Source organism: Actinomadura rubrobrunea NBRC 15275 (genome assembly GCF_001552235.1).
Taxonomy (GTDB): Bacteria; Actinomycetota; Actinomycetes; order Streptosporangiales; family Streptosporangiaceae; genus Spirillospora; species Spirillospora viridilutea.
The window spans coordinates 33,143-47,172 of the sequence record NZ_BCQU01000009.1 but is presented as its reverse complement, the minus strand read 5'-3'; the positions used below and the strand labels follow the sequence as shown (position 1 = coordinate 47,172).

8 protein-coding genes, 1 pseudogene and 1 CRISPR repeat array are annotated in these 14,030 nt (G+C 68.9%); of the genes and pseudogenes, 6 read left to right on the top strand and 3 right to left on the bottom strand.

What is annotated here, in order from left to right:
• Positions 1 to 123 precede the first annotated feature (123 nt).
• A complete protein-coding gene (locus tag AR3_RS04475; protein ID WP_067908858.1) occupies positions 124 to 504 on the top strand; it encodes a DoxX family protein in 381 nt (126 codons plus the stop codon).
• A gap of 214 nt (positions 505 to 718) precedes the next feature.
• Here the strand turns inward: AR3_RS04475 and AR3_RS04470 are convergent, their stop codons facing one another.
• A complete protein-coding gene (locus tag AR3_RS04470) occupies positions 719 to 3,763 on the bottom strand; it encodes an AfsR/SARP family transcriptional regulator (protein WP_067908856.1) in 3,045 nt (1,014 codons plus the stop codon).
• Between the two features lie 112 nt (positions 3,764 to 3,875).
• On the opposite strand from AR3_RS04470, the gene AR3_RS04465 reads away from it, so the two are divergent.
• The 4 genes from AR3_RS04465 to AR3_RS04450 all read left to right on the top strand — a co-directional run bounded on the left by AR3_RS04465 (position 3,876) and on the right by AR3_RS04450 (position 7,853).
• Complete coding sequence (locus tag AR3_RS04465; protein WP_067908850.1) at positions 3,876 to 5,207, top strand: MFS transporter; 1,332 nt, start codon at positions 3,876 to 3,878, stop codon at positions 5,205 to 5,207.
• Positions 5,208 to 5,428: 221 nt separating this feature from the next.
• Positions 5,429 to 6,271 (top strand): Scr1 family TA system antitoxin-like transcriptional regulator, encoded by an 843-nt coding sequence (locus AR3_RS04460; RefSeq protein WP_067908844.1) that lies wholly within the window; start codon positions 5,429 to 5,431, stop codon positions 6,269 to 6,271.
• Positions 6,272 to 6,769: 498 nt separating this feature from the next.
• Positions 6,770 to 7,180: a nitroreductase family deazaflavin-dependent oxidoreductase gene (locus AR3_RS04455; RefSeq protein ID WP_083950925.1), complete on the top strand. Its 411-nt coding sequence runs from the start codon at positions 6,770 to 6,772 to the stop codon at positions 7,178 to 7,180.
• 37 nt (positions 7,181 to 7,217) lie between these two features.
• Positions 7,218 to 7,853: an MBL fold metallo-hydrolase gene (locus AR3_RS04450; protein ID WP_067908841.1), complete on the top strand. Its 636-nt coding sequence runs from the start codon at positions 7,218 to 7,220 to the stop codon at positions 7,851 to 7,853.
• 306 nt (positions 7,854 to 8,159) lie between these two features.
• A CRISPR array of direct repeats spans positions 8,160 to 9,254; the repeat unit is 30 nt; unit sequence GTCCGCTGATCACCCTGGAGGTATCGCAAC.
• 113 nt (positions 9,255 to 9,367) lie between these two features.
• Here AR3_RS04450 and AR3_RS04445 read toward each other — a convergent pair.
• A pseudogene (locus AR3_RS04445) lies at positions 9,368 to 10,543 on the bottom strand (helix-turn-helix domain-containing protein); the annotation flags it as partial.
• A 479-nt stretch (positions 10,544 to 11,022) separates the two neighbouring features.
• Positions 11,023 to 12,102: an SAVED domain-containing protein gene (locus AR3_RS04440; protein ID WP_217998443.1), complete on the bottom strand. Its 1,080-nt coding sequence runs from the start codon at positions 12,100 to 12,102 to the stop codon at positions 11,023 to 11,025.
• 295 nt (positions 12,103 to 12,397) lie between these two features.
• Between AR3_RS04440 and AR3_RS04435 the strand changes: the two genes are divergently transcribed.
• Positions 12,398 to 14,014 (top strand): Cas10/Cmr2 second palm domain-containing protein, encoded by a 1,617-nt coding sequence (locus AR3_RS04435; RefSeq protein ID WP_067908835.1) that lies wholly within the window; start codon positions 12,398 to 12,400, stop codon positions 14,012 to 14,014.
• The last annotated feature ends 16 nt before the right edge of the window (positions 14,015 to 14,030 follow it).

The following is a 14,030-nucleotide window of genomic DNA, read 5'->3' as shown; positions in this document are numbered from 1 at the left end:
GACATTTCGAGGCGCCGTGTCGTCGGACTGCTGAGACGCCTGCGAGTCGGCTCCGGACACCTGACGATCAACGCTGCCGACTCCGGAACCGAGGTCGCTCACCATCCTGCGAGGAGAACACTCGTGAACGTGGCTTTGTGGATCATTGCGGGGCTGCTGGCCGTCGCCTTTCTGGGCGGCGGTGCGGTGAAGCTCATCCGACCCAAGGAGAAGCTGGTCGCGTCCGGCATCAGATTCGCCGAGGACTTCAGCGTCGGTGCCGTCAAGGCCATCGGCGCCTTGGAGGTGCTGGCCGCGTTCGGTTTGATCCTGCCCGCCGCGCTCGACATCGCGCCGGTGCTGGTGCCGCTGGCCGCCGTCGGCCTGGTGTTGTTGATGATCGGTGCGATCATCGTGCACCTGCGCCGTCGCGAGGCCTACGCGATTGTGGTGAATCTTTTCCTTCTCGCCTCGGCCGCTCTCGTGGCGTGGGGGCGCTTCGGCCCGCACTCCTTCAGCGACTGAGACGGCACGGGCTCACCTGTCCGGAACCGGCCTGGCCCGTACGCCCCAAGCTCCGTTTACAGGTGGGCTCTGACGTGCGGGGCGGATCGGTAAGCGTTTGGTATGCCCGGTCTGTGATGCTGAGGGTGTCTCTCGGGGGCGAGCGCCACGGGGACGCGCTCGGCCCCGGGGTACGGGGACGGGCGAAGGGTGAACGCCGCGGCGGGGTCGGCGTTCACCCCTCGTTTAGGAGGGTGGCGATGTCGGCAGCAGCGGACGTGTCTCCGAGCCGCTCGTACACGCTCATCGCCTCACTCCACACTTTCCGCGCCGCCTCCTCGTCGCCGCTATGGCGATGGGCCAGCCCGAGGGCGCGCAACGTGTCGGCGAGGAACGAGTGCCAGCCGCGAGCGCGCCAGAGACGGACCGACTCCTCCAGGTTGGCCGTCGCGGAGTCGTACCGGCCCGCGGCCAGGTCGAGTTGCCCGAGGACCGTTAAGCCGTCGGCGAGATGATGCTCCAGGTTGTGGCGGCGGGCCAGGTAGACGACCGACTTCGCGGTGGGCATGGCGCGGTCGTCGCCGAGCGCTGCGTACAGCTTGGCCAGGTAGAGGAGCGAGAACGCCTCGGCGTAGTGGTCCTTGAGTTCGTGGCAGATGCGCAAGGAGTCCACGAGCAGCGCGTGCCCGCTCTCCACACGTCCCGACAGGCAGTACGCGGCGCCGAGGAACTGCATGGCCGTGGCCTCGAAGCGGGGGTTGCCGTGCAGGCGGGCGAGGTCCAGGCAGCGTTCCAGGTGCTCGGCGGCCTGCTCGGGACGGGCCTCCCCGTAGGCGACGCCCATGATGTGGTGGGCGCGCGCCTCCCCGCCGAGGTGGTCGGTCTCCTCGGCGAGGGCGAGTGCGTGTCGGGCCGTCTCCAGAGCCTGGTCGGTGTCGCCGCGGGCGATCAGACCCCAGCATTGGGCGACCAGGGCGTCGGCCATTCCGCGGCGTTCACCCACCTCTTCGAACAGCCGGTACATCCGGGTGGACGCCTCGTAGGATGCGCCCATGGCGTCGCCGGCATGGTCCGTCGACAGCCACGTGGTCGTGTCGTTCAGCCCGCGCAGCAGGACCGCCTCGCCGAGCCGGTTGCCCTTGGCCGCGCACAGCGCCATGGCCTTCTCGTGCAGCGGCAACCAGTCCTGCGCCAGGCTTCTGACGTCGAGGTACTTCTCCATCGAGGCCGCCAGGTCCCAGGCGAACTCGTCCAGGCCCAGCGCGCACGCCTGCTCCACCGCCGCCGCCATCGCGGCCCGCTCAGCGTCGAACCACGCCATCGGATCGGCCAGAAGCCGATCGGTGACCTCCGGCGGCAGCCGGTAGCGGGGCGCGGACCCGTGGATCGCCGCGTAGCACGGGCCCGGCACGCGGTCGGCTGCGCGCTCCGCCAGCGCCAGCCAGGCGCCCAGCGCACGCTGAACGGCGGCCAGGCGTTCCTCGTCCGACTCCACCTCGGTCGCCAGTTCGCGCGCGTAAATGCGGACGAGGTCGTGGTAGCGGTGCCGGGGCCAGCCGTTGGCGTCCGTCCCGGCGACCACGAGGAGCTGCGCCTCGACCAGGGCGTCCAGATGGGTCTGGGCCTCCCGGTAGGAGCCGCCGAGCAGCGCGGCCGCGACCCATTCGGGGAAGTCGGGCGCTTCGAGGAGCCCGAGCAGACGGAACAGGCGCCGTGTCTCTTCGGGCAGCCTCACATAGCTGAGCCGGAAGGACGCCCGGACCGCCAGGTCTCCCGCGGTGAGCTCGTCCAGCCGGTGGCGGACGTCGCCGAGGCGTTCGGCCAGCCAGGCGAGCGTGCGGTGCCGCCTGTGCACCAGGCGCGTCCCGGCGATGCGCACGGCGAGCGGCATGTACGCGCACAGCCGGACGACCTCCGCCGCGGCCTGCGGTTCGGCGGCGATCCGCTCGGGGCCGACGATGCGGCTGAGCAGCGCCACGGCCTGGTCCTCGTCGAAGACGTCCAGGTCGACCCGGTCCGCTCCGGTCAGGCCGGCCAGCGGGACGCGGCTGGTGACGATCACCGCGCAGCCGGGCGTGCCGGGCAGCAGCGGACGCACCTCACTTTCGGCGGAGGCGTCGTCGAGCACGATCAGCACCCGGCGGCCGTGCAGGACGGTCCGCAGCAGCGCGGACCGGTCCTCCAGCGAGGCGGGCACGTCCTGCCCGGTGACGCCGAACGCCCGCAGGAAGCCGCCGATGACCTCGGCCGTGTCGACCGAGCCGCCGTCCGGGCGGCGCAGCCGGGCGTACAGCTGTCCGTCGGGGAACCGCGCGGCCAGGCGATGCGCGACGTGCAGGGCCAGCGTGGTCTTCCCGACTCCGCCCATCCCCGTGATCACCGTGACCGGTGAGTACTCGCGGGTGGTGAGCAGACCGGTCAGCGTCGTGACGTGCTCGTCGCGGCCGGTGAAGTCCGGGACGGGCGGCGGCAGTTGGGCGGGCACGGGAGGCGGCGCCCGCGGCGGGTCGGGGGACCTGCCGTCCCGGGCCAGCGCGGCCAGGTAGGCCGCCTGCATCCGCTGGCCGGGGTCGACGCCCAGCTCCTCGGCCACGCGCTCCCGATAAGTCTGGTAGCGGCGCAGCGCCTCGGCGGTGCGTCCGTCGGCCGCCAGCAGTTCGACCATGCTCGCCTCGAGGCGTTCGTCCAGCGGATGGGACTCGGCGAGCGCGGCGAGCAGGTCCAGCGCGGTGCCGGCGCGGCCGGTTCTTATCGCCGCGGCCGTCAGGTCGAGGGCCGCCGCGCACCCCTCCTCGGTGACGGAGCGCAGCAGCGGGTCGTGCGCGTCGAGGAACGTCAGGTCGTTGAGAACCGGGCCGCGCCAGAGCGCGAGCGCGGTCTCCAGCAGCCGGGCACGGGCCTCGACGTCCTGTTCGGCCTTGGCCCGCCCCACCAGTGCGCGGAAACGACCGAGGTCGAAGGCGTCGTCCGGGAGCGTCAGACGGTAGCCGGAACCGTAGTGCTCCAGGTTCCAGCCGGGGTCGGACGCGGGATCGACCCGCCGCAGCCACTGCCGCAGCCGGGAGATCCCCACCTGCACCGAACCGGGGTTGACCTCCTCGGGCCGCTCCTGCCAGACCAGCTCGATCAGCCGGTCGGCGGGCAGCGGACGTCCGGCGGCCACCAGCAGCACCCCGAGCAGGCCCCGCAGGATCGGCGAACGAGGAGGGCGCAGCGGGGCGCCGTCCGCCTCGATGATCAGCGGCCCGAGCACGCCGAACCGCAGACGCGCAGGATTCACCCGCCGCCTCCGTCAGGTCCGGCTCCGCCGGCCAGGGAGCGACCGCCGCACACCTTGGTCATACCGATACCAGGTATAACATGATCCAAAATTACTAGCATCAAAGGGCTATATGAACGCGATGCTCGGCGCGGTCGGCACCCCGGGACGGCACGACGTGGCACGACGCAGACCCCTGTCCGGGATGCTCGCTCGGCTGCGGACGCCGGGCGACCGCGACGTCCGCCCGTCCGACACCCTGCCTCCGATGCGGCGGGTCCGGGCCGCGATCTACCTGTGCTACGCGGGGGAGGCGCTCGCCTTCTCGTCCGTGATGGCACGAGTGCCGCGCTTCCAACGGGCGCACGGGCTGAGCGACCAGGCCATCAACGTGCTGGTGGCGCTCGTACCGGTGCTCGCCGTCGCCGGGGGACTGCTGGCCGCGCGTCTGAGCGGACGCTCCGGGTCGGGGGTCGTCCTTCGGTGCGCCCAACCCGTCTTCTTCGTGGCGGTCGTCCTGCTCGCCGCCGCGCCCGGGACGGGGCCGCTCATCGCGGCGGTCGTGCTGTTCGGCGTCGCCATGGGGGTCGTCGAGGCGTCGATGAACGCCCAGGCCGTGGCGATCGAACGGCACGCCGGACGGTCGCTCGTGAACGGCTTCTTCGCGGTGTGGAGCGGCGCCAGCATCGTCGGCTCGCTGTGGATCTCCTTCGCCAACGGCGCCGACCTCTCCCTCATGACGGGATTCGCGGTGCCGGCGGCGATCGGCCTGCTGATCGCCCTGGCCACCGTCCGGATGCCGCTGCGCAGGGAGCACGAACGGCTCATCGCCCGACAGGAACAACGCCGCATCGCGCAAGCGGCGCACGAACAAGGCCGTGAGGCGATGGTGGTGCCATGGCGGCCGCTGCTGGTTCTCGGCGCGGCGCTGGGATGCGCGTACGTCGCGGAAGGGTCGATCGCGGGGTTCGCCGTCAAGTACGTGCGGGACGAGCTCGGCGGCGCGGACACGGTGGCGCCTCTGGCCATCACGGCGTTCGCCGCCGCGACGGTCACCGGACGGGCGATCGCCGACCTCGTGGTGCGCCGCCGGGGCGCGGCGTGGATCATCCGCGGGGGAGCCGTGCTCGCCTTCGCCGGCCTCCTCGCCGCCGTCCTCGCGGCCAATCCGTGGGTCGCCATCGCCGGATTCGCCGGGGCCGGACTCGGGCTGTGCTCGGTGGCGCCGGCCGCGTACGCGGCGGCGGCCCACCACGACCCGATCGGGCAGGGCGTGGCCGTCGCGCGCGTGGGCGTGTTCAACTACCTCGGCGCCGTCACCGGGACGGGACTCGTCGCCGTCCTGGCGCCGCTGTCCGGGTACTGGGCCTGCTACCTGGTGGCGGCCGTGCTCGTCCTGGTGCTCCTGCCCCTGGCGGGTCGCTTCGACCCCCGTCCGGCACCTCTCGCCGCCGACCCGTCCTGACTTCTGGTTTTGCGGCGTGCTCTGCGCGCCGAAGCTCTCACGGCCGCCATCCGGCCCGCCGTCCCGCTGTCGGAGAAGGTCGGCCTTGCCCGCCCGCAAGCATCACGCATTGCGGCTGGTCACGCGAACAATGCCACCGGAGCGTGACATTCTTCTTGCTTTCCGTAAAGGCTGCCACGTCGTTCCAGCCGTCCCCGACATGATGACGGCGGGAGGTTGGGATGCCCGCGGACTATCGCGCGCCGAACATCAACGCCCGACGTCTCGGGCTGTACCTGCGGCGGACCAGGGAGCTGCTCCAACTGTCGTACGAGGAGGCGGCCGCCCGCGTCGGCTGCCACGCCGACTGGCTCGTCCGCGTGGAGACCGGATTCGTCGAGCCGTCGCCCGCAGAGGTCGAGCGGCTGCTGGAGCGCTACCAAGTCCGGGCGGCCAAGGTCGCCGACGTGATGATCGACCTGGCGTCGCGCCCGCGCGGCCCCCAATGGCTCGCGGCGCACCTCGACGACATGAAGGCGGAGGAACGCGACGCGCTCATCTCCGAGTCGGAGGCGTCGGTCATCCGCACCTACGGCGTCCAGCAGGTCCCCGAGCTGGCGCAGGCGGAGCCGTACGCGCGGTTCGCCGCGTCGATGTCGTTCAGTGAACGCGACCCGGACGTCTACTGGGACATGCTGCGCAACCGGCAGACCTACCGGCCCGGTGGCCGCCGCCGCTTCCTCGACGTGATCGTCGACGAGGCGGCGCTGTCGCCGCGGCTGGACGACGACGTGCTCGTCCCGCAGCTGCGTCACCTGCTGCATCTCAGCGAGGACACGGACGCGCAGGTCCGGATCGTCCCCTCGTCGGCGCCGTTCTACGAAGAACGGGCCTACCCGTTCGACGTCCTGGAGTTCCCCGGCGTCAGCGACCGCATCAGCCTGACCCGCAGCATGTTCGGCATCGGCTTCGCCTCCGCCGACCTCTCCGACACCTGGGAGCACATCGAAGAGGACGCGGCACTGTCCCCGGAGGAGAGCCGCGACCTCATCCAGCGTCGCCTGGCCGACCGCGGCGCCAGGTAACGACACCCGTCCAGGACGCACCGGGCTGACGCCGACGAGACCGACCACCCGCACCTAAGCCGGGGCCCGACTGGCCACCTCAAACACCCCGCGAACCGCGCCCAACACTGGTCCGCTCCTCAAAGCCGACGGTGCGGTGACGGTGATGGTGGAGTTGCCAACGGATCTCCGCGCGCCAAGGCAGCACCTCTACTCCAGCACGCCCAGACGGACGAACGTGCAAGTCCAGCTCATCGCCGGGTCGAGTGCTCGCTCACCCTCATCGCGGGGACGAAGCTGCACAACGCGGTGCATTGAAAGGAGGGTGGACCGCAGGCCGCCCGCACGTTCGGCGGTCAACCTGCGGTCGCCGTTTCCGTGCTGCCGCAGGGGCCTGCCGCGACGTCGCGGCAGCCAGCGGCAAATGAGATAACAGTGAGTGTGCGAGTAGCTGACTTGACGGCTGTAGTCGGAGCCCGCGCCTTGCGAACACGCTGGTTGGCACGGGCGCCGATCTGGATGTACCGAGCCGGACTCGGTGCGCTGTTCGGATCCCGACTCCTCCTGCTGGAACACGTCGGGCGGGTCACGGGGGCACGCAGGTACGTGGTGCTGGAAGTGGTGGAGCATCCAGCCCCAGACGAGTACGTCATCGTCTCCGGGTTCGGAGAGCGAGCCCAGTGGTACCGCAACGTGCTGGCCTGCCCCGACGTCAGAGTCAGCACCGGATTGCGGCGCAGCGTGCCCGCTGTGGCGACGGTGATGTCGCAGGAAGAGGCGGCCGCCGTCCTCGAACGCTACGCCCGCGTCCACCCACGCGCGTGGAAGAACCTGCGGGCCGTCATAGAGCGCGCCACCGGCACGACCGTTGATCGACTCCCGATGGTGCGCCTGAAGCTCACGAAGGGATCGCGCGAAGCGAACAGGTAGATGCGGCCATTCAGCCCAAAGCTGGCACGATGGGCTGGTGAGGATCACCAAGTACGGGCATGCCTGCGTGCGGCTGGAAAAGGACGGGCGGGCCGTCGTCATCGACCCGGGCGTGCTGACACCGGAAGACGAAGCGCTGGACGGCGTCGAGGCCGTGCTGGTCACGCACGAGCACTTCGACCATCTTGACGTGGAGCGGCTGCGGGCTGCGGCGGAGAAGGACCCGCGTCTCACCGTGCTCACCTGCCCCGGAGTCGCGGCGAAGCTGGAGGACCTCGGCGACCGGGTGCGAGTGCTGCGAGCGGACGAAGCCGTCGAGGTCGCCGGGTTCGAGATCACCGCGAAGGGCGAGAAGCACCACTTCAGTCACCCGGACTACCCGCCGGTGGACAACATCGGGTTCCTGGTGGACGGTGAGGTGTTCCACACTGGCGACGCGCTGACGGTCGTGGACGCGTCGACGCTGCTGTTCGCTGGACAGGCGCCGTGGCTGACGGTCCCGGCGATGATCGAATACCTGCGTGCGGTCGCGCCGCGCCGGGCGTACGCGGTGCACGACGGATTGATCAACGAGTGGGGCCTGCGGGTCCTGGACGACGTCCTCGCCATGGAGGCCAAGAGGCCAAACGCCGACATCCGCCGCCTCATGCCAGGCGAATCCGTCGACCTCTGACCCCACCCAACGGTGTGATGCCGTCGGACGGCCCGCTGCTACCAGTCGCTCACGACCACGTTCGTGAGCGACAGGTCTGTTGGCGACATGCCCGTCCCAGACGACCTCGGCAAAGTACAGTCGACACCGTGGACCCGAGCCTTCGGCGCGCTGTGCCAAGCTCTCGTCGGGGCCGCCCGTTGACGCGAGTCTCGGTCGAAGACGATCAAGCTTCTGACCTGCGCTTCTGCACAACCGCCGGGTTGCTGCAAAACAGGCGGGCTGAGGCATCGTCACACCGTCTCCGACCTGCGACTTTACCCTCGGGTCCGCTGATCACCCTGGAGGTATCGCAACGTACTGCGCGACTATTGCCAACAGTACCTACATAACGGGTCCGCTGATCACCCTGGAGGTATCGCAACTACCAAGCCTCCGCGATCTCATGAGTCGAAAACCCGAGGTCCGCTGATCACCCTGGAGGTATCGCAACCGGCACCCCGAAACCGCCCCGCCGGATACTCACGCGTCCGCTGATCACCCTGGAGGTATCGCAACCACTCCTCACGCACCCGCGAACTCTCCCCATTCGGCCAGTCCGCTGATCACCCTGGAGGTATCGCAACGCGGCACGCGACGGCGACACCAACGGCGGCACGCGTCCGCTGATCACCCTGGAGGTATCGCAACTCTGCGGGCTTCTCAGGGCGTTCTAGGCGGGTTCCCACACGTCCGCTGATCACCCTGGAGGTATCGCAACTACACGCCTAGCCGGGCGTTCCGCTGTACGCGCTTGAGGTCCGCTGATCACCCTGGAGGTATCGCAACATCTCCTTCAGCTCCCGCGTCGTCAACTGCCGGTCCGGTCCGCTGATCACCCTGGAGGTATCGCAACTCGCTCGCGGCCGGAACCGGGGCCCGCCCGTGCACCTTGTCCGCTGATCACCCTGGAGGTATCGCAACGCGGAGCACACGCACAACGTGTTCCTGCCGCCCAAGTCCGCTGATCACCCTGGAGGTATCGCAACACTAAGGCCAGAGCGTCAGTTTTATTTCCGTTTGGCGTCCGCTGATCACCCTGGAGGTATCGCAACGTAGACCAGCCGTCGGTAGTCCAGTCGTCTCTACAAGTCCGCTGATCACCCTGGAGGTATCGCAACCCTGACGGGTACCGCGCGGAGCATGGCTGGAGGCCGCGTCCGCTGATCACCCTGGAGGTATCGCAACTTCACGCTCAGCCGGTACCGATCCGGCTGTCGCAGGTCCGCTGATCACCCTGGAGGTATCGCAACCGCCGCCGCCGGCGGGATTGACCACGTCGTCGAACGTCCGCTGATCACCCTGGAGGTATCGCAACGCGAGCAGCTCCTCAACGGACGGGCCGCTCTCCTCGTCCGCTGATCACCCTGGAGGGATCGCAACATCAGAGCAGCCCAGGTCGGCCAGGTCGTCATCTCGTCGCGTCGCTGATCACCTTGGAGCTTCTTGGGGTCCTTTGTTGTCAGGCGGCAACGATGTGGTGGCCTGTGGTGTTGTCAGTGCGGGACACCCAATCGCGCCGCCATTCGCCGAAACTCCCGGCCTTGCGACGTGACGCGAGCCTGTTCGAGCATCACTGCGATCGTCTCGGCGATCTTTGGATCATTGCGGAATCGCTGCGGTGCCGTGTCCTCGCTGCGCCGCAGCCACCGGATGGCGTCATCTCGATACCTAGGGTCACGTGCCAGTCCGCGGCCCACATCCGCAAGGAAGCATGTCTTGCGACCGGGGTGATCGTCCAGCTTGGCCTCGGTGACGTCCTTCGCCAGCTCGGCGATCTCACCGCCGGCCTTCCCGATTTCGACGCCGACGGTGACGCGCCAGATCGCGACGTTCGTCTTGCTGAAAGCCTGCCAGTTGCCGTGAAGGTCGTCGGGGACGCGGCGGGCCGGGTCGGCTGCCTCGTTCAGCCAGTGCTCGGCGGCATGCTGGTCGTGGCTGGCGGCCGCCGCCAGCGCTGCGTTCAGGGTGAGCATCCCCAGCACGGGTACGTCGCGGTCGTTGCGTACATGCGGTTCGAGACGGTCAGCGGCGCGTTCGGCGAGGGCCTTCACGCGGTGCCAGTTCGCCGCGTTGGGACGCACCACAGAGAACGCGGCCTTGCCGCGCGCGATGGGGTCGTCCAGCAGTACGGTGGCCTCGTCGGCGCGCATCGCGGCGAACTGGCTGAGGTCGGGGTGGCGCAGCGAACGGGCCATCCCAGCGGCGCACATGTACGCCTCGACCAAGGTCTCGAGAGCCAGCCGCTGAGCGGCTTCATCGGCTGGTGCGGCGACGTGCCAGTGAAGTTCGTCAATTAAATCGGGCAGGTACTTGCCGACGGTGATGAAGTCGTAGGCGCGTCGGTGCTTTTCCACCTTGCCCCTCATGAGCGCGGCCAGCTCCGGCAGTGGGCGGGCCTGCTCGACGACGGGATCGGCGTGGAAGGAGTTGGTTTCCAGGGCGACGCGCAGCGGCGAGATGTAGGAGTGCGGCTCGGCCTGGACGGGGTCGGGGCCGAGGTGCGGGCCGCCGACGAGGTCGGTCTCGGAGACGCGTAGGGCGCTGGCGAGGGCGGCGATGTGGGAGCGGCGGTCCAGGGCGCGCAGTCCTCGCTCGGCTCGGGACAGGAAGCTCTTGCTGAGGCCGGAGAGGCCGGCGAGTTTGTCGAGGCTCATGCCGCGCCACCGACGAAGCGTCCGAAGTCAGGCCCCGATCGAGTTTTCCTCACGCATCGACCTCGCACCTCCTGGAGTATCGACAACCCCAGGGTAGGTCGCGAGGGCGAAGTGCGTAATGCGGTTTGGAGGTCGGAACCTTTTTGATGTTTCTCGAGTCGCCGAACGCTGCGAACGAGCACCGCCGATAGACCGGATCTACGGCTGGCCTGCGGCTTGTCGTTGCTGCTCGAGACGTCCGGCGTCGGGCTTGCTCATATAGCGCGGTGACCTCGGCTGGCGCATGATCGTCCAGAAGGTGTTGCGGACGTGGTAGCGGGCGGCGCCGATTGCGTGGTGCTGGTGTCGATGGCTGGGCGTCTTCGATGATTGCATCTCTAAGTAAACGCCTATGGGCTCGGGGTGTTTTCGGGGTGGATGATTCGCCAAATGGTCACCTCGAAACTGTGGTAAGGAAGTGTCATCAAGTGGAATCCACGCAGTCAGGTCGTGCATTATTCGAGCTGGTTATGCTCATTTTTTGGGGACGGTGGGAAGGGTTCGTATTCGCCGGTTTGTTGGTTCAAGGTGAAAGCGGTCCAGCGGCCGTGGTTGTTTGAGGCCAGGCGGGCGCCCAGGGTTAGGGAGATGGCGACCGGGCCGCTGAGGAAGATGGCGTGGCGGGCGGTCCGGCTGGCGTCGGGGAGGGGCGCGTCTCGCCAGGCACGGCAGGTTTGCTCCACGACGCCGGTGAAGGTTTGTTCGTCTGGAGAAAGCTGGCTGTGCGGGCTGCGCAGGGGCAGCAGGCGGCCGATTCGGTGTTGGTGACAGGCGGCGACCACCTGGTCGAAGAACTGATCCCCGCGTCCTTGAAGGTCCAGGGCAAGGGCTGCGACGGGTGACTCGCTGATGGTTCGCAGCGGCTCCAAGATCAGCGGTTCGACGGTGTGCTCGACAGCGCGGAGTGAGGTGGCGGGGAAGTAAGACGGCTCGCCGTCGCGTTCGCGGATCGCGTGCACGCTGATTTGGCGCGCGTGGGAATGGCCCAGCTTGGCTCCGAACCAGAACGCGATGTGCAGCGGCATCGTGGGAATCAGATTGATGCGGGAGGCGCCGGGCGTCAGTCGTTCCGCCATTGTGATCGCCGCGAGGGTCTCCTCGGCGAGGGCGTCGACGAGCTGAGAACTGTCCGCCAGGTCATCGGGAAGTCGAAAGCTCGTCTTGAAGGTGTGCTGGCAGGTGTTCTGGCTGTACGTCTCGGCTTGTGCATCGAGCTGCTCGGCTCTGGCCAAACTTCGTCGCGCGTCGAAGACCGTTGCGACAATGCCGACATTGGTGCGACGCAGCTGCCCGCGCTTGCGGAAGCCGAAAATGATCAGCGCGAGTCCGACGGCGAACAGCAGGATGAACCACCACCGGCCCCGCGCGTCTCCTGTCGCGATCGATTTGATGGCTTCGACGCCGAAGCCGGCCGCCACGGCTGAGCCGAGGCCGATCCAGGCGGATCCGTCGCTGAAGGCTTCGCGCAGGGAGCCTGGGGGACGGGCAGCGGAACCCACCACTCGAAGGCGCGGCATGGTCGGCCTGTCGGGCACCAAGATCCTCACCCCCGGTAGCTGCGGTTCGCGAAGACGTTCCAGAGTAGATGATCACCAACGGTGGGGGGCCGACAATGGCAGGCCGCTTTAGGACATGGGGGCCTCCGCGAGTTCTCGGGTGAATGGTCCTCAGCTGGCTAAAGTGCCCGCGTGGTGTGGCTCGTCCATCTGTGCGAGGTGGAGGGGCAAACCGGGGGACACAAGGAGGACGGTTGAGGCACGAGCCGAGCGAGTCGTGCCGCCCGATGCGGTCACGGGGGACGAGTTACGTCGATCGGGTGCGGGAGCCCGCATGAAGGTGCACGTGGTCGTTGTCGGTACGGCGGGCAACCAGCGTTACATCTTCGCGTCGAACAAGCGCCGGGAGAACGTCGGTGCGTCGCACCTGATCACGTGCGTCGAGGGTCGGTGGCTGGACGAGACGCTTGAGGACATCACCGGCGCCGCGGCGCGGGACGCCCGTATCGAGGACCACCCCGTTGAGATCGTCACCGCGAACGCCGGCGGCGTCACCGCGCTCGTCAAGGATCGAGATGTCGGGCGGGAGCTCGTCGCGGGGATCACTCGGCGGGCGTTGCGGGAGGCGCCTGGCCTGGACGTTTGCGGTGTTGTGGGGGAGCCCGTCGAGTGGCGTGACGCGGAGGAGCTGGCGGAGGAGATCCGCCGGGCCTACGACCGGTTGCCCGCGGTGCGCATGGCGCGGCCCGGGCCGCAGTTGCGGTTCCCGGGTCTGCCGATCGTGGAGCGGTGCGGGTCCAGCGGGTTGCCTGCCAAGGGGGTGCGTCGTCCCGCGAGCGGAGAGGCGTTGGAGCCGCGGTCGGCTGCGGGGATGGCGAAGCTGGACGCGTTTCCAGACGCCTTGGGGCGACTGGCGGTCGAGATGGGCCTCACCGATTCCGCGGCTCGCCGCAGGATTCAGGAGGTCGTCGACTACCTGGGGTTCCGTGCCGACTGGGTCGCGGTCGTCCATGCCGACGGCAACGGCATGGGAGAGGTCTTCCGCAACTTCGATTCGATCACGTCCGAAATCGGCAGCAGGAGCGCTCGTGAGTACATCGACGCTCTTCGCGGTCTCTCGACGGGGGTGGGGGAATGCGCTCTTGAGGCGTTCCGTTTCGCGCTGCGGAGCATGCCCAGCCTGGAGGACAGCGGCGACCTGCCTCCGGTGCTGCCGCTGGTGATCGGCGGCGACGACCTGACGGTGGTGTGCGACGGAAAGATCGCGTTGCGCTTCGCCGAGCGGTATCTGCGGGAGTTCGCGAAGCGTGCGCGCGAGCATGAGGACGTCGGCGGTCTGCTGGAGCTGGTGGGGCAGCCCTCGCTGGGCGCGTGCGCCGGCGTCGCGATCGTTAAGCGGCAGTATCCGTTCCACAGCGCCGTCCAGCTCTCCGAAGAGCTGACCCGTGAGGCCAAAACCGTCAAGCGGAGGCTCGGGCGGGAACGGTGCGCGCTGTCGTTCCATGTGCTGTACGAGAGCGCATTCGCGGATCTCAAGCGGCTGCGTGCCGGTCTGACGGTGGACGGCGCCCGCCTCACCGCGCAGCCGTACGTACTGGAGGAGCCCGGCGATCCGGACGAGTGGCTCCGGGGGCGCCGTTGGGCGGATTTGCGCCGCCGGGTGGCGGCCTTGTCCCGCACGGACGGGGGCGAGCGGCGGCTGCCGCGCAGTCAGGCCCACGAACTGCGCACCGGGCTCTTCCTCGGCAGGGAGGTCGCCGACGCCCGGTTCACCTTGCTGCGCGAACGACTGGACGACCCGGCGCTCGTCCGCGACCTCACCGGGCCTGACGAGTCGCTGTTCTGGGAGGACGACGGCACGCCCGTCACCGGCCTGCTGGACGCCATGGACGCCGAGGACTTCCTGCCGGACTTCCACCACGAGGACGAGCCGGTGGAGGTGGCCCCGTGACCGCGGATCCGACGGC

Excerpts from the sequence above, each read along its gene's own strand:
- AR3_RS04455 (WP_083950925.1), top strand. The coding sequence starts at position 6,770 with ATGTACCGAGCCGGACTCGGTGCGCTGTTCGGATCCCGACTCCTCCTG.
- AR3_RS04465 (WP_067908850.1), top strand. The coding sequence starts at position 3,876 with ATGAACGCGATGCTCGGCGCGGTCGGCACCCCGGGACGGCACGACGTG.
- AR3_RS04460 (WP_067908844.1), top strand. The coding sequence starts at position 5,429 with ATGCCCGCGGACTATCGCGCGCCGAACATCAACGCCCGACGTCTCGGG.
- AR3_RS04435 (WP_067908835.1), top strand. The coding sequence starts at position 12,398 with ATGAAGGTGCACGTGGTCGTTGTCGGTACGGCGGGCAACCAGCGTTAC.